The sequence below is a fragment of the Mesorhizobium sp. RCC_202 genome, assembly GCF_041355295.1.
Classification (GTDB): Bacteria; Pseudomonadota; Alphaproteobacteria; order Rhizobiales; family Rhizobiaceae; genus Mesorhizobium.
The window spans coordinates 65061-80807 of record NZ_JBFUPO010000008.1 but is presented as its reverse complement, the minus strand read 5'-3'; the positions used below and the strand labels follow the sequence as shown (position 1 = coordinate 80807).

The following is a 15747-nucleotide window of genomic DNA, read 5'->3' as shown; positions in this document are numbered from 1 at the left end:
TGATCTAAAGCTGCTCGAGGATCGTGGCGGCGCCGCTCTCGTTGACGCCGGGCTTGGTCTCGACATTGAGCGCGGTGAGCTTGCCGTCGTCGACGATCATCGAAAACCGCTTCGAGCGGTGGCCCATGCCGCCACTGGAGTAATCGGCGTCGAGGCCGACCGCCCTGGCGAAATCGCCATTGCCGTCGGCGAGGTAGAGGATTTTGCCTTCGCCGCCGGTGAAGCGCGCCCAGGCGCCCATGACATGCACGTCATTGACCGAAACGACGGCGATCGTGTCGACGCCGCGTGCCAGGATGGCGTCGTGGTTTTCGAGATAACCCGGCAGGTGGTTGTTGGAGCAGGTCGGCGTGAAGGCGCCGGGGACGCCGAACAGCACGACCTTCTTGCCGGCGAAGATCTCTTTGCCCGTAACCTCTTTTGCGCCGTCCGCGGTCATCGTCTTGAAGGTTGCGTCGGGCAGTTTTTCGCCTACCGAAATGGTCATGGGGAGCCTCGCTGGGGATGGGAAGGATCGACGCCTTCGATACCGGACCGGGCGGGCTCCGGCAACTCTTCAAAAGAGCTGGATCAAGGGAAAGGCAGGAGCCCGTCCACCGAACCCTCGGCGCTGGTCAGCGTGTAATACAGGCCGCCATCCGTAGGCGTCGCCGACGGCCGGTCGAGGATCGGCACGGTGAAGACGAGCTTGCCGTCCTTTTCGCTGCGCACCGGCGCGCCGAACATGTAGTCGCGCTCGCCGGCGATGAAGAAGTCGACGGAAGCCGGATCGCCCGGCGACTGCGCCTGGACGACAAGCGTCTCGTGGTCGCCCGGCAGCACGTTGACGCTGAAATCCGGCCGCGATGGCGTCGGCAGCGCGGCAAGCGCCGTCTTGACCACGGCCGCGTCTTCCGAATTGTCCGGGTCGGATGCGGGGTCGACGCTGAGCCGCGTCTGCACCGGAATGCAGATCGTCTCGCAAATGCCGAGGAAAATGTTGGCGTCGATGGTCGCCGGCTGTCCGGGCGCGGCAAGCGTGAAGGTGACGGGAAGCGAGACCGGCCGATCGTAGCCCGCCCATTTGCCGTAGCCGTCATCATGCCGCTGCGGCGGCGGGAACAGCAATTGGACGTCGGCGACATTGGTGCTGCCGGCTATGTCGAGCTGTGGCGGCACGCCGGCGTCGCCCGGATCGCGCCAATAAGTCTTCCAGCCGGGCTTCAGCGCGATGTCGAGCACGCCATGGATCTTGCCGGCTTCGTCGGGCTTGCCGGTGGTCACCAGCCGCACCTTGCCGCCTTCGCTATTGTACCACGCCGAGGAGGAAGCTTCGGCCGGGAGCCCCGTTGCCCAACCGAACACGGCGCCGAGAACCAGTGTTTTCAAGTATCGCATGGCGGTGATTTGATCGTCCGTTCTTGTCGGCGCAATGTCTTCATCGCGCTGCCGGTATCATATTTGCGTGACATCGGGCAAAGGCGGCATCTTTTCCGCGCTGCGGAAACGGGTTACGCTCAGCCTCATGGACTTGCTGCGTAACAAGAAGGCGGCCGCCGGATGCGGCTTCCTGGACGACCAGTTCCTGATTGCCATGCCCGGCATGAAGGACGACCGCTTCGCGCGCTCCGTTATCTATATCTGCGCCCACAGCGACGAGGGCGCCATGGGTCTTATCATCAACCAGACCCAGCAGATGCTGTTTCCCGATCTCCTGGTGCAGCTTGGCATCATGAACGAGCAGGAAGCGATCCGCCTGCCGGCGCATACCCGCGATTTCGTCGTGCGCAATGGCGGCCCGGTCGACCGCAGCCGCGGCTTCGTGCTGCATTCGGGCGACTACCGGGTGGAATCCTCGCTCAACGTCTCCGACGACATTTGCCTGACCGCCACGGTCGACATCCTGCGCGCCATCTCGACCGGCCGCGGGCCGCGCCGCGCGCTGATGGCGCTCGGCTATTCCGGCTGGGGCGCCGGACAGCTCGAAACCGAGATTGCCGAGAATGGCTGGCTGACCTGTCCGGCCACGCCCGAGCTCCTGTTCGACACCGACATCGAGCGTAAATACGACCGCATCCTCGCCTCGATCGGCATCGACCTCGCGCATCTCAGCGCCGCCGCGGGGCACGCTTAACCGATCGCTGACCCAGAGGCCGTTTCGAAACTCGCTCATGCGAGCCATATGGTGGTGCTTTCGAGAACCGGAGCGGAGCGTACTTAAAGTACGTGAGCACCGGAAGCGCAGAAAGCGCCTCCAGATGGCCGCAGGAGTAGAGTTTCCAAATGGCCTCTAAGCCTGCGTCAGCGGATACTGCTCCCTCAGCGTCTTCAGCACCTGGTCGCCGGGCATCGGCGCGCCGAACATGAAGCTCTGGACGTATTCGCAGCCCATCTGGCGCAGTTCCAGCGCATCGCTCTCGTCGGAAATGCCTTCAGCGACGACCGAAAGTCCAAGCTCATGCGCCATGTTGACCATGGATTTGATCAGCACCGCGCGCTTCGGCGACGAATCGTCGACGAAGCTCTTGTCGATCTTGATCGTGTCGAAGGGGAAGCGGGTCAGGTAGGAAAGCGAGGAATAGCCGGTGCCGAAATCGTCGAGCGACAGTCCGATGCCGAGCTGCTTCAGCTTGGTCAGCACATGCGCGGTCTGCTCGGGATTGTCCATCACCAGCGATTCGGTGAGTTCTAGCCGGAAGCAGCGCGGCTTGAGATTGGCGCGCGCGATGACCGAGCGAACGTCGCTGACCAGATCGCGGCGGATGAGCTGGCGGCTTGAGAGGTTTACCGAGACCGACAGCGGCGCATCGCCGATCTGCTTTTGCCAGCTCGCGAGGTCCTCGGCCGCCTGCTGCATGGCAAACAAGCCGAGCTGCACGATCAGCCCGCAGCTTTCGGCTACCGGAATGAAATCGCCAGGAGGGATCATGCCGCGGCGCGGATGATCCCAGCGCAGCAGGGCCTCGAAGCCGGCCACGGTGCCGTCTTCCAGCCGTACGATCGGCTGGTAGGCGAGGGTGAATTCGCGCCGCTCGATGGCGCGGCGAAGATCGGATTCGAACTGCAACCGGTCGGTGCCGACAGTGCGGAAGGCCGGCCGGAACGGCTCGATGCGGTCACCGCCGAAGCGCTTGGCCTGGTGCATGGCAAGCTCGGCATCCTTGACCATGTCCTCGGCCGAGCTCTGCGCCGTCGTCCAGGTGATCAGGCCGATCGAGGCGGTCAGCACGATCTCGCGCTTGGCGAAGGTGATCGGGTTGTTGATGGCGTGCTTGATGGCATCGGCGATTGCCGCGATGCGGGCCGGGTCCTGCTCCGACAGCAGCATCAGCGCGAACTGGTCGCCGGCAAAGCGCGACAGCGAATCTTTCGGCTTCAAGAGCCGGTGCAACCGGCGCGCGACGGTCAGAAGAATCGTGTCGCCGGCGGAGATGCCGAGGCCGTCATTGACCTGCTTGAAACGGTCGATGTCGATGATGAAGACGGTCGGGCGCACCTTCTCCTCGGTGCGGGCGATCGAGATGATCGCCTCCAGCCGGTTCATGTACAATTCGCGGTTGGGCAGGCCGGTCAAATTATCGTGCACGGCGTCGTGCAGCAGCCTTTCCTCGGATTTTTTCTGCTCGGTGACGTCGACCATGGTGCCGACACAGCGAATCACCTCGCCGTCCGAGCCGATCACCGGGCGGGCGCGCAGCGAGAACCAATGATAGTGGCCGTCGGCACCACGCAGGCGGAAATTCTGCGAGACCTTGCCACGCCGGTGCTCCAGCACCACGTCGAGCGTGGTGCGGAAGGTGTCGCGGTCGTCGGAATGCAGCACCGGCAGCCAGTTGCGGGCGGCGCCTCCCAGGCTGTTCGGCGCCAGGCCGAGCTGCAGGCTGATGTCGGGCTTGGTCACCACGCGGTCGCGCAGCACGTCCCAGTCCCAGACTGTATCGCCGGAGCCGGCGACGGCGAGCGCCTGCCGTTCGAGATCGGAGAACAGGCCCTGATGCAGCGCGCCGCCGGCAAAGGCGTGTTGCATGACGGTGAAGCCGATGAGCAGGATGATCAGGATCAGCCCGCCGCCCAGCGCCGGCTGGGCGATGTCGTTGTCCAGCATGCCGGTGATCGCCATCCACGACCCGCATAGCCATAAAAGCACCATGACCCAACTCGGCACCAGCATGATGGCGCGGTCATAACCGCGGATACCGAGGAAGATGATCAGGCCAAGGCCGGTCAGCGCCGTAGCGGCAAAGGAGATGCGGGCAATGCCGGCGGCGACCGCCGGGTCGACGATTGCCACGCCGGCAATCAACAGCAGGCCGAGGATCCAGACCAGCGCGCCATAACTGAAATGGCCGTGCCATCGGTTGAGGTTGAGATAGGCGAACAGGAACACCACGAAGGTGCCGGCGAGCGCCACCTCGGTGCCGGCCCGCCATATCTGCTCGTTGCCGGGCGATATCTCGATGACCTTGTTGAGGAAGCCGAAATCGACGCAGATATAGGCAAGCACCGCCCAGGCAAGTGCTGCCGTCGCCGGGAACATCGAGGTTCCCTTGACCACGAACAGGATGGTCAGGAACAGCGCCAGCAGCCCGGCGATGCCGATGACGATGCCGCGGAACAGCGTGTAGGAATTGACCGAGTCCTTGTAGGAATCCGGTTCCCACAGATAGACCTGCGGCAGCTTCGGCGAGGCGAGCTCGGCAATGAAGGTCACGACCGTGCCGGGGTTCAGCGTCACGCGGAACACATCGGCGTCCGGGCTGGTCTGGCGGTCGAGCGCGAAACCTTCGCTGGGCGTGATCGCGGCGATGCGCGTCGAGCCGAGATCGGGCCAGAAGATGCCGGAATTCACCAGGCGGAAATGCGGCGCCACGATCAGCCGGTCGAGCTGCTGGTCGGTGGTGTTGGCAAGCGCGAACACGGCCCAGTCGCCGCTCGAGCGCGCATCATTGGCCTCGACCTCGATGCGCCGCACGATGCCGTCAGGCCCAGGTGCTGTCGAAACCTGGAAATTCTCGCCCTGATTCCGGTAGATCTCGACGGCGCGGGAGAGGTCGAGCGCCTTGTCGTCGCGCGCGATCTTGATCGGCTCGACGGCAAAAGCCGGCACGGCAGCCGAAAACAGGGTGAAGACCGCCAGGATAAGGGCGAACAGCGACGCGAATCGCGCAAAATTCGTCACAATCAGCCCTTCGTTCCATCGCCCGGCGGATCGTCCGCGATCCGGGCGTAGAGGTAGTGATCCTGCCAGATACCGTTGATCCTGAGGTAGGATCGCAGCAGTCCTTCGCGCCGAAATCCGGCTTTTTCAAGCACGCGGATCGATCGGGCGTTGTCGGGAATACAGGCAGCTTCGATCCGGTGCAACCTGAGCGTATCGAAGGCAAAGCGCGACACCAGCTTGACGGCGTCGGTCATCAGGCCGCGGCCGCCGAAGCGCTCGCCGATCCAGTAGCCGACATGACCGCTCTGGGCGACGCCGTGACGGATGTTGCCGAGCGTGATGCCGCCGGCCAGCTTGCCGCTCGATTTCTCGAAGATGAAGAAGGCAATGGCGGTGCCTTGCGCGTAGTCCTCGCGATAGCGGCTGATGCGCAGCCGCCATGCGGCGCGGTCGAGCTCGTCCGGCTGCCAGCGCGGCTCCCAGGGTTCCAGGAAGGCGCGGCTTTCGCCGCGCACCGTCGACCATTCGCGATAGTCGTTGGTGAAGGGCACGCGCAGCGTGACCTTGTCGCCCTTCAGCGCCGGCAGGTCGCGGCGAAAGAAAGGGAGCGCGAACACGGCTCTTAGAACTGAGGTCAGACTGCGAGCCGGCGGGCCGTCGGCGTCGGACCCGCTAGCGATTCGAGGATTGCCTCGTAGGGCGCAAGCGTACCCACGGGGCCGACGGCGGTGAGCGTCGGCTTGGTCGAGAACAGCCGCGCCGAGAGATCGGTCAGCCGTTCGACGGTCAGCGCCGAAAGCCGCTCCATCAATTCCTCCTTGGCGATGGGCCGGCCGAACAGCAGCAACTGCCGGGCAATCTGCGAAGCGCGGCTGGCCGGGCTCTCGGCCGACATGATCAGGCCGGCCCGGTATTGCGCGCGCGCCCGTTCGAGCTCTTCCTGAAGGATGTTTTCGCCGGCTTTTTGCAATTCGTCGATGATCACCGGAACCAGCTTGGCAATATCGCTCTGCCCGGTCGCGGCATGCACGCCGAAGATGCCGGTGTCGGAAAAGCCCCAGTGGAAGGCATAGACGGAGTAGCAAAGGCCCCGTTTCTCGCGCACTTCCTGGAACAATCTCGACGACATGCCGCCGCCCAGGATCATCGACAGCACCTGCGAGGCGTAGAAGTCGCGCACATGGTAGGCGCGGCCCTCGAAACCAAGCACGATCTGCGCGTCCATCAGGTCGCGGTCCTCACGGAAGTCGCCGCCGACATATTGCGCGTATTGCGGAATGTTGCCCGTTGCCTTGGCGCGGAAGCCGCCGAGCCGCTTTTCCACCTCGCGAACGAAAGCGTCGTGTTTGACGTCGCCGGCGGCCACCACCACCATGCGCTCGGCGCTGTATTGCCGCTCGATGAAGTCGTGCAACTGCTTGGAAGTGAAGGATTTGACCGTCTCCGGCGTGCCGAGGATCGAGCGGCCGATGGTCTGGTGGCGGAAGGCGGTTTCGGTGAAACGGTCGAAGACGATGTCGTCGGGCGTGTCGTGCGCGGCGCCGATCTCCTGCAGGATCACATGCTGCTCGCGCTCCAGCTCTTCCGGATCGAACTCCGATTCCTGCAGGATATCGGAGAGGATATCGACCGCCAGCGGCACGTCGTCGGAAAGCACCCTGGCATAGTAGGACGTGGTCTCGACGCTGGTGGCGGCGTTGATCTCGCCGCCGACATTCTCGATTTCCGAAGCGATCTCGAAAGCAGTGCGCCGCTTGGTGCCCTTGAACGCCATGTGCTCGAGCAGATGGGCCATGCCATGCTCTTCGTCGCGTTCATTGCGGGCGCCCGACTTCACCCAGGCGCCAAGGGCAACGGATTCGATGCTTGGAAGGGTTTCGGTGGCGACTGTCAGGCCGTTCGACAGACGGCTTACCTCAACACCCATATGGCAAATACTCCCTAACGCGACGCCCGCGTGTGGCCGCTCACGTAATCTTCCACCATTTTCAAGTCGGAGGGAAGTGTCGTGTATTTTTCGTCGGCTGTCATCAAGCCGTCGAGCCATGCCGGAAGCACCGGGGCAATGCCGCTGGCGGCCTCGACCGCGGCCGGGAATTTTGCCGGATGCGCGGTGCCGAGCACCACCATCGGCACCGCGCCGCTGGCCCGGGCGGCCGCGACATGCATGGCGGCGGCCGTATGCGGATCAAGCAGATAGCCGCTTTTTTCGAGCGTCGCGCGGATCGTGGCGGCGACCTCGTCGACGCTGGCGCGGCCGGCATCGAACTCGGCGCGGATGCGGGCAAGCTCGCCTGCCTCGACGGTGAAGGCGCCCGACTGTTTCAGCCCGTTCATATAGCGCCGCACGGTCTCGGCGTTACGATCCGCCGCTTCGAACAGCAGGCGTTCGAAATTCGACGACACCTGGATATCCATCGACGGCGAGGTGGTGGCGAACACGCCCTTGGTGCGGTATTCGCCGCTGGCAAGCGTGCGCGCCAGAATGTCGTTGTCGTTGGTGGCGATGATCAGCCGCTCGATCGGCAATCCCATGCGCTTGGCGGCATAGCCGGCGAAAATATCGCCGAAATTGCCCGTCGGCACGGTGAAGGAGACAGGGCGATCCGGCGCGCCGAGCGACAGCGCGGAGGAGAAATAATAGACGATCTGGGCCATGATGCGGGCCCAGTTGATCGAATTGACGCCCGACAGCGAGACCCGGTCGCGAAAACCGTGATCGTTGAACATATCCTTCACCAGGCTCTGGCAATCGTCGAAATTGCCTTCGAGCGACAGCGCATGGACATTTGGCGCTTGCGACGTCGTCATCTGCCGCTGCTGCACCGGCGAGACCTTGCCGTGCGGGAAGAGGATGAAGATGTCGGTGCGGTCGCGCCCGGCGAAGGCATCGATCGCAGCGCCCCCGGTGTCGCCGGAGGTGGCGCCGACGATGGTCGCGCGCTGGCCGCGCTCGGCAAGCACATGGTCCATCAGCCGGGCAAGCAACTGCATGGCCACGTCCTTGAAGGCAAGCGTCGGGCCGTGGAAGAGTTCCAGCACGAAGCTGTTGGCGCCCGCCTGCACCAGCGGGCAGACGGCCTCATGCCGGAACGTGGCATAGGCCTCGCGCACCAGCCGCTCGAAGACAGGCGCCGCGATCTCCTCGCCGAGGAACGGCGTCAGCACGCGTATCGCCAGGTCAGGATAGGCAAGGCCACGCATGGCGCGGATGTCGGCGGCAGAAAATTGCGGCCATTGGCGCGGCACATAGAGGCCGCCGTCGCGCGCCAGCCCGGCCAGCACCGCATCGGAAAATCCAAGCACGGGTGCGTCCCCGCGGGTACTCACATATTGCATCGTAAAGGGCCCATTGCTGCCGGTCGCGTCATCCACGGCAATTGGTTAATTTTCCGAGCCGGCTCAGTCGCATTTTTGCCGCGCGGTTGCTATACGTCACCGACTTTGTGAGAGGGAAGTGCAGTTTCATGGCGTTTTATTCGGTCAACCGTCGTCTTGTCGCGGGTCTGGCGCTTACCGGCTTTATGCTCGCCGCCGCCGGCTGCCAATCAGGCGACAATGGTATCCTGAACCTGGGCATCGGCAAGAAGACCGACCCGACCGCGCCGCCGCCGCCGCAGGATCCCAAGGTGCTCGCCAGCCAGTTGCAGGCTTATTGCCCGAGAGTGACGCTGCGCGACGGCACGGCTTACTTCAACACCTATGCCAAGGGCACGACGGCGAAGCCGAAGCCCAAGAAAAAGAAAGGCGAGACCGCGGCGGATGCCGAAGCCGAGGCAGCTGCCGCCGCGGCCGCGCAGACCGGGCCTAACGGCCAACCGGTCGATCCCGATCACGATCCGACCAAGATCATCTACCAGGCTTCGGTTACCGACGTGACGCGCGATTGCAGCCGCGCCAACGGCCAGCTGTCGATGAAGATCGCCGTTGCCGGCAAGGTCGTGCCGGGTCCGATGTTCGCACCCGGAACCGTCACGATGCCGATCCGTATCGCCGTCCAGCACGGCAACGATGTGCTCTATTCGCAGCTTCATCAATATCAGGTGCAGGTCACCGATCCGAGCGCCGCCACCCAGTTCGTCTTCACCGACGCCAATGTCGTGGTGCCGGAGCCAAGCGCGCGCGACTACCAGGCCTATGCCGGCTACGACGAGAGCACGCCGGTCGCCTCGGCGGACAAGTCGAAGGGCAAGCGGAAGAAGCGCGCTCCGGCGACGAACTAGTGTTTGGCCCATCGACGTCGATCCTGGCCTGATGGTCGGCTATTCCGGCAATCCGGCTTCCTGTAGCGCGCTGCCAAGAGCCTGCGCGAGCGCGGGCGCGCAACTCACGCCGGCAAACTGGCGGCTGTAGCGAAAGCCAGGCTGAAGCTCGATCACGCGAGCGGCTGCCGCCCTCGCTTCGTCCAATCGGCCAAGCTTGGCCAGCGCGGCGGATAACTGCACATAAGTGATGCTATGCGCCGGATTGGCTTGGACGGACTTGTAGGCCGCCCGGCAGGCTTCTTCGTAACGGCCGCGCAGCAAATGGCTCATCGCCTGGGCGTCGAATGCGGCCCAGGCCCAGGAATCGAAGGGGCTCAGCCGGATACCTTGCTCGCTCCATTCTATGGCGCGTTCCGCTGCGCCGCTCCATCCGAGCATGACGCTGCCAAGGATGTAGGTCAGCGCCGATGACGGGCTAATGGCAAGGGCGGCTTCCAGTGCCGCGAATGCAGCAGCCCGATCATGCGCATCCATTCCGATGGAAAAGCCCGCCCATGTCAGGGCCAGCGCATCATCTTGTCCATGAACGATGGCCGACCGCGCGTGGCGGATCGAAGACGCACGGTTGATCTCTTGGAGGCCGGCGCGAAGGAACAGGCAATGGTGGCACATCGCGGCATTGCCATGCGCCAGCGCGTAGGCCGGTTCGAGCGCGATCGCGCGCTCGAGAAGCACCAGCGCCCTGGTCACTTGCTCCGGCATGCCTGAATCCACGTCAGGCTGGGCCTGCAGCACGAGATCATAGGCATCGAGACTGTCGGGGCGCTTGCGCCTGACACGTTCGATTTCCGCTTTCCGCACGCTCGGCGCAATCGCGCCCACTGCTGCCAGCGCGATCTCGTCCTGGAGCGCAAAGATGTCTTCGGAGCTGCGATCGTAGCGCTCGGCCCAGACATGGGCGCCGGTCGACGCGTCGATCATCTGCGTGGTGACACGCACGCTGCCTCCGGCCTTGCGCACACTGCCTTCGAGCACATAGCGAACGCCAAGCTCGCGGCCGACCTGCTTCACGTCGACGGAGCGACCCTTGTAGGTGAGGGTCGAGTTTCGCGCGATGACGAACAGCCATTTGATACGCGCCAGGCCCGTGATGATGTCGTCCACCATCCCATCGGCAAAATACTCCTGCTGCGGATCGCCGCTCAAATTCGAGAATGGCAGGACCGCGACGGAGGGCTTCTCAGGCAAGCTCGGCGCCGACACAGCGCGGGTGGCGGCCGAGGTATCGGGAGCATTGGTGGCGACGGCCGGCCCGACATAGCGATAGCCGCGGCGCGGCAATGTTTCGATCCAGTTCGCGACATTCGCCGCGTCGGCGAGTGTCCGGCGCAAGGCTGCGATCTGGACCGTCAGATTGTTATCGGCAACCGCTGATCCGCGCCAGCCGGCGTCGATCAGCGCGTCCTTGGATACGGGTTGGCCCGCGTTCTGGATCAGCAGCCGCAGCAGCGTGACGGCGCGCCGCCCGAGCATGGTCGGCTCGGCCCCGTAGAAGAGAATGCCCGCCTCGGGATCGAGGCGGAACGGGCCGAACTGGTAGAGGTCCCCCCTGACGGTCATTCGAGTCTTTTAGCAAATTTTTGGCAACCAATTCACGACTTTCCGGCGTGGGCGGCCGATGTTGTGCGAGCGCTTGCCGGAAACAGGCGCCACGGTCGAAGGAGGATCATATGAGCGCCGATGCCGTCATCCATATGCCCCATGAGAAGAAGGGCGTCATGCTGCGTGGCCACCCCATGGCTTTCCTCGTCACCGATGAAAATACCAGGCATACGAGCATGTTCGACTGGACAATCCCGCCGGCGTTCGCCACCGGCCGGCATGTTCACCGGGTGCAGGAGGAGACCTTTTATCTGCTCGAGGGCGAGTGTGAATGGCATGTCGGCGAGAAGACGGTCCGCGCAACACCCGGAACCTTTCTGTTCATCCCGCCGGGAGTGCCGCACAACATCACCAATGTCACCGAGAAACCAGCGCGTGTGCTGATGACCGTCTCTCCGCCTGGCCACGAGCATTATTTCGAAGAGCTGGCCGACCTGGCGGCGCACGGTGCGCCGGATCCAAAAGCGCTCGCCGATCTGCGAAACCGCTACGACACCGACCAACTGTCGACCCTGACGACGCGCGCCTAGGCGTCGTCCTCGGCCTTCAAGCGTCCTCGGACCACTCCGACAGCGCTGCGATCGTGCTGTTGAGCTCGGCCCAGCGCCGGATGACCGTCTCGGCGCCGGCTTCGGTCAAGGCATCGGCATGGCCGGGATAGCTGTGACTGGCCCCGGTGAAGCCGATGACCCGCATGCCGGCTGCCCTGGCTCCGGCGATGCCGTGCACGGAATCCTCGATGACGAAGGTGTTCTTCGGGTTCGCGCCGAGCTTCTCGGCGGCATAGAGGAACACGTCCGGCGCCGGCTTCGGCTTCTTGCTCGGGATATCGAGGCCGGAAAAAATACGGCCGGCGAAGAACGGCAGAAGCCGCACCTTCTCCAGCATGAATTCGACCCGTTCGGTGCGCGAATTGGAGCAGACGGCGCGCGGCGCGGTGACGGCGGCGACCGCCTCGCGGGCGCCGTCGACGATGCGCACGTCGGTGCGCAGCTTGCGGTCGACGAGTTGCTCGGCGCGGTCGATCAGCGAGGCCTGGAACGGGATCTGCGATTTCTCCTCGACCCGCATCATGATGTCCTTGAAGGTCAGCCCGGCATAGGTCTCGCTCAACTCCTCGGCCGAAATCTCGAAACCGGCCGAGGTCAGCAGCTCCGCCTCGATGCGCGCGGCGACGATTTCGGAATCGACGAGCACGCCGTCGCAATCGAAAATGACAAGATCTGGCTGGGGCATGGCAATCCGGATGGTTGGGGAGGGGCCTGACGGCTCAAGCGGCGCGGCATACACCAATGGGCCGTTTGGCGCAAACATCGGTCGAGCGCCGCAATCCCTTCACCGAATATTTACGCTGATCGGTAACCATAACGCACAGTAAACTGTAACGCGTTCCTTTGGGTGTTTTGATGTCTGCCGTGCGTCTCCTCGACGAGCTTTCCCACGCCCCCCAGCAATCCGAATGGCTGGACACGATCCTCAAAGGCGACTGCATAGCTGCCCTTGATCGGCTGCCGGAAAAGTCGATCGACGTCATCTTTGCCGATCCGCCCTACAATCTGCAGCTCGATGGCGACCTGCATCGGCCCGACCAGTCGAAGGTCAACGCCGTCGACGACGACTGGGACCAGTTCGAGAGCTTCGAAGCCTATGACGCTTTCACCCGCGCCTGGCTGCTTGCCGCGCGCCGCGTGCTGAAGCCGAACGGCACCATCTGGGTCATAGGCTCCTACCACAACATCTTCCGCGTCGGCGCCAAGATGCAGGACCTCGGCTTCTGGATCCTCAACGACGTCGTCTGGCGCAAGACCAACCCGATGCCGAATTTTCGTGGCCGCCGCTTCCAGAACGCCCATGAGACCATGATCTGGGCGACGCGCGACCAGAAGGGCAAGGGCTATACCTTCAACTACGAGGCGCTGAAGGCCTCGAACGACGATCTGCAGATGCGTTCCGATTGGCTGTTCCCGATCTGCACCGGCGGCGAACGGCTGAAGGACGAGAACGGCAACAAGGTGCATCCGACGCAGAAGCCGGAAGCCTTGCTTGCCCGCATCATGATGGCGTCGACCAAGCCGGGCGACGTCGTGCTCGATCCGTTCTTCGGTTCCGGCACAACGGGGGCCGTCGCCAAGCGTCTCGGCCGCCACTTCGTCGGCATCGAGCGCGAACAGGCCTATATCGACGCCGCCAATGAGCGCATCGCCGCGGTGCGCCCACTTGAAAGCGCCGATCTCACCGTGCTGTCGGGCAAGCGCGCCGAACCGCGCGTCGCCTTCATCAGCCTGATCGACACCGGCCTGATGACACCGGGCGCCACACTCTATGACGCCAAGAAGCGCTGGGCAGCCAAAGTGCGCGCCGACGGCACGCTGGCCATCGGCGACAGCGCCGGCTCGATCCACAAGGTCGGCGCCGAGGTGCAGGGTCTGGACGCCTGCAACGGTTGGACCTTCTGGCACTATGAGCGCAGCGGCGGGCTGACCCCGATCGACGAACTGCGCCGCATCGCCCGGTTGGGCATGGAGCGGGCAGGGGCCTGATCGGCGATCAGACTTTGTCTTCCTCGATGATGATTTCGGTCATCTCGCCCTTCGCCATCAGCGCAAGCTGAATGGCGAAGCGGGACAGGCGCGAATAGTCCATCTCGATCCGAACGCGCGTGAAGTTGCGGGCATCGATGGTCTCCGCGACCTCGGCCTGCACAAACAGGTGACCGACGCCATCGGCTGGAAAGACTGAAATGTTGACGAGGCCGGGAGACTTCAGCACCAGGTCGACGCGCTGAAGTGGATAGGTCCGCAGCGCGTCAATAAATTCGCTGACGCCGCTCGCGGGAAAATTCGCGCAACCATGTCCTCGAAAATGATCCTGCTCGACATCGACGTCGAGGATCGGCCAGTCCGGATCAAAGGTTAGGGCGAGTTTTCCCATTTCTTGACGTCAAGCCGCAATTCCAAACCGTTCAAGGTCAGCTTTAAGCGTTTTGGCGTCGGTGAACAGCACCGACTGCCAGCCGGCGGCCTTGGCGCCGTCGACATTCTTCTGGCTGTCGTCGATGAACAATGTGGCCGACGGCTCGAGACCGAACGCAGCGACGTGGTGATCGTAGATGGCGCGGTCGGGCTTGATCTGGCGGATGTCGGCCGACACCGTCACGCCGCGTGGGCGGCTGAGAAAGTCGAAACGCTGCCGGGCTTCGGCCAACGTGTCGGCGGCGAAATTGGTCAGCATGGTCACATCGTGGCCGCTCTCGATCAGGCCGAGCATGATGGCGACGCTGTCCTCATAAGCATGCGGCACCATTTCGTGCCAATGGCGGCGGAAATTGCGGATGTTCTCAGCATGGTTGGGGTGCTCGGCGATCAGTAGCGCTTCCGCCTCCTGCCATGTCCGGCCACGGTCCTGCTCGATGTTCCAGTCATGCGTGCAGACATTGTCGAAGAACCACTTGCGCTCCTCGGCGTCCGGAATGAGGTGGCTGAACGGGATATTCGGATCGTAGTGGATCAGCACCTTGCCGATGTCGAACACGATGTGGCGGATTTCGGTCATTGCTGGCCTTTCGGTTTCTTGGTCGCGCCCGGTATCGCCGCTTCGATTACCTTTTTCATGACGGTGGGCAGCGCTTCCCCGGAAATTTCATGGGCCAGCGACCAGAAATGCCCTTCCGGGGCATCACCTTTGGTGTGGGCATGGAAGACTTCGAGTTCGAGCGCGAAATGGGTGAAGACATGCGCGATCTGCCCGGCATGCCGCCAATTCGCCGGGAAGGGCGCCGCTTCGGTCGTCGTGGCACCATCGACCCTTGCCGTCCAGCCTGTCGTCGGCACCTCCGTCATGCCGCCGAGCAGGCCTTTTTCCGGCCGCTTGCGCAACAGGATGGCGCCGTCGCCGCGCTCGGCGACGAAAGCGGCGCCGAGTCTCAGCGGCTTGTCGTCCTTCGGCAGCCGGACCGGAAAACGTTCGGGGTCGCCGGTGAGGATTGCGCTGCAATCCTGACGCACCGGGCAAAGTATGCAGCGCGGCCGCTTCGGCGTGCAAATCGTGGCGCCGAGGTCCATCGTCGCCTGGGCGAAGTCGCCGGGCCGCGCCTGCGGCACCAGTTTCTCGACCAGCGCGCGGATTTGCGGCTTGGCCTCGCTGAGCGGCGTTTCGATCGAATAGAGCCGGGTCATGACCCGCTCGACATTGCCGTCGACAACCGCCGCCGGCCGGTCAAAGGCGATCGCGGCGATCGCGGCGGCAGTGTAGGCGCCGATGCCGGGCAGTTCGCGCAGACCGGCCTCGGTGTCGGGAAAGCTGCCGCCTCGCAGTGCCACCAGATCGGCGCAGGCTTTCAGATTGCGCGCCCTGGAATAATAGCCGAGCCCGGCCCAGGCTTTCATCACGTCCTCGGTCGGCGCTGCCGCCAGCGCCTCCACCGTCGGCCATGTCTCGACGAAATTGCGGAAATAGGCTTTTACCGCTTCGACCGTGGTCTGCTGCAGCATGACCTCCGACATCCAGACCCGATAGGGGTCAGGTCTCACCCCGCGCGCCAAGGCGCCGGGCGCAACGCGCCAGGGCAGGTCGCGGTGATGGGCGTCGTACCAGGCGAGCAGGCGGGATGCGATATCCAAGGATTCAGCTTTGCTGATATCCACCGATCCAGCTTTGCTGGTATCTTCGGCGCTGCTGGATCTGGCGGTCTTGCGGGTCTGGTCTTGCGGTGCCATTGATCGGTCCGGACTGGAGAACGCA

15 protein-coding genes are annotated in these 15747 nt (G+C 63.9%); 4 read left to right on the top strand and 11 right to left on the bottom strand.

The features are described 5' to 3' along the window. Positions 1–4: 4 nt before the first annotated feature. Both AB6802_RS19150 and AB6802_RS19145 read right to left on the bottom strand, forming a co-directional pair. Positions 5–487 carry a peroxiredoxin gene (locus tag AB6802_RS19150; RefSeq protein ID WP_371011739.1) on the bottom strand — a complete coding sequence of 161 codons (483 nt, stop codon included), beginning with the start codon at positions 485–487 and terminating at the stop codon, positions 5–7. 83 nt (positions 488–570) lie between these two features. Then, the gene (locus AB6802_RS19145) at positions 571–1377 is read right to left on the bottom strand and encodes a protein-disulfide reductase DsbD domain-containing protein (protein ID WP_371011738.1); all 807 of its coding nucleotides are present in this window, start codon (positions 1375–1377) and stop codon (positions 571–573) included. A 127-nt stretch (positions 1378–1504) separates the two neighbouring features. On the opposite strand from AB6802_RS19145, the gene AB6802_RS19140 reads away from it, so the two are divergent. Further along, a complete protein-coding gene (locus AB6802_RS19140) occupies positions 1505–2113 on the top strand; it encodes a YqgE/AlgH family protein (RefSeq protein WP_371011737.1) in 609 nt (202 codons plus the stop codon). 156 nt (positions 2114–2269) lie between these two features. On the opposite strand, the gene AB6802_RS19135 is transcribed toward AB6802_RS19140, so the two are convergent. The 4 genes from AB6802_RS19135 to thrC are packed head-to-tail and all read right to left on the bottom strand — an operon-like array spanning position 2270 to position 8479. Further along, positions 2270–5158: an EAL domain-containing protein gene (locus AB6802_RS19135; RefSeq protein WP_371011736.1), complete on the bottom strand. Its 2889-nt coding sequence runs from the start codon at positions 5156–5158 to the stop codon at positions 2270–2272. Positions 5159–5160: 2 nt separating this feature from the next. Then, the gene (locus AB6802_RS19130) at positions 5161–5757 is read right to left on the bottom strand and encodes a GNAT family N-acetyltransferase (protein ID WP_371011735.1); all 597 of its coding nucleotides are present in this window, start codon (positions 5755–5757) and stop codon (positions 5161–5163) included. Between the two features lie 17 nt (positions 5758–5774). Next, positions 5775–7067, bottom strand: a complete 1293-nt coding sequence (locus AB6802_RS19125; RefSeq protein WP_371011734.1) for a M16 family metallopeptidase — start codon at positions 7065–7067, stop codon at positions 5775–5777. Positions 7068–7081: 14 nt separating this feature from the next. Beyond that, positions 7082–8479: a threonine synthase gene (gene thrC, locus AB6802_RS19120; RefSeq protein WP_371011733.1), complete on the bottom strand. Its 1398-nt coding sequence runs from the start codon at positions 8477–8479 to the stop codon at positions 7082–7084. A gap of 128 nt (positions 8480–8607) precedes the next feature. Between thrC and AB6802_RS19115 the strand changes: the two genes are divergently transcribed. After that, the gene (locus AB6802_RS19115) at positions 8608–9363 is read left to right on the top strand and encodes a hypothetical protein (protein WP_371011732.1); all 756 of its coding nucleotides are present in this window, start codon (positions 8608–8610) and stop codon (positions 9361–9363) included. A 39-nt stretch (positions 9364–9402) separates the two neighbouring features. On the opposite strand, the gene AB6802_RS19110 is transcribed toward AB6802_RS19115, so the two are convergent. Continuing rightward, positions 9403–10965, bottom strand: a complete 1563-nt coding sequence (locus AB6802_RS19110; RefSeq protein ID WP_371011731.1) for a winged helix-turn-helix domain-containing protein — start codon at positions 10963–10965, stop codon at positions 9403–9405. Positions 10966–11075: 110 nt separating this feature from the next. Between AB6802_RS19110 and AB6802_RS19105 the strand changes: the two genes are divergently transcribed. Continuing rightward, a complete protein-coding gene (locus AB6802_RS19105; protein ID WP_371011730.1) occupies positions 11076–11537 on the top strand; it encodes a cupin domain-containing protein in 462 nt (153 codons plus the stop codon). Positions 11538–11553: 16 nt separating this feature from the next. Here AB6802_RS19105 and AB6802_RS19100 read toward each other — a convergent pair whose 3' ends face one another. After that, entirely contained in the window at positions 11554–12243 is a 690-nt protein-coding gene (locus tag AB6802_RS19100) for an HAD family hydrolase (RefSeq protein ID WP_371011729.1), read from the bottom strand. A gap of 170 nt (positions 12244–12413) precedes the next feature. Here AB6802_RS19100 and AB6802_RS19095 point away from each other — a divergent pair, with 170 nt between their 5' ends. Beyond that, the gene (locus AB6802_RS19095) at positions 12414–13547 is read left to right on the top strand and encodes a site-specific DNA-methyltransferase (RefSeq protein ID WP_371011728.1); all 1134 of its coding nucleotides are present in this window, start codon (positions 12414–12416) and stop codon (positions 13545–13547) included. A 7-nt stretch (positions 13548–13554) separates the two neighbouring features. On the opposite strand, the gene AB6802_RS19090 is transcribed toward AB6802_RS19095, so the two are convergent. From AB6802_RS19090 to mutY, 3 genes are read right to left on the bottom strand one after another with little or no spacing between them, the layout of a single operon-like run. Continuing rightward, entirely contained in the window at positions 13555–13938 is a 384-nt protein-coding gene (locus tag AB6802_RS19090) for a hypothetical protein (protein WP_371011727.1), read from the bottom strand. A 9-nt stretch (positions 13939–13947) separates the two neighbouring features. Further along, a complete protein-coding gene (locus AB6802_RS19085) occupies positions 13948–14559 on the bottom strand; it encodes an HAD family hydrolase (protein ID WP_371011726.1) in 612 nt (203 codons plus the stop codon). Then, a complete protein-coding gene (gene mutY / locus AB6802_RS19080) occupies positions 14556–15722 on the bottom strand; it encodes an A/G-specific adenine glycosylase (RefSeq protein ID WP_371011725.1) in 1167 nt (388 codons plus the stop codon). Before mutY ends, AB6802_RS19085 begins: the two co-directional genes overlap by 4 nt. Between the last annotated feature and the right edge of the window lie 25 nt (positions 15723–15747).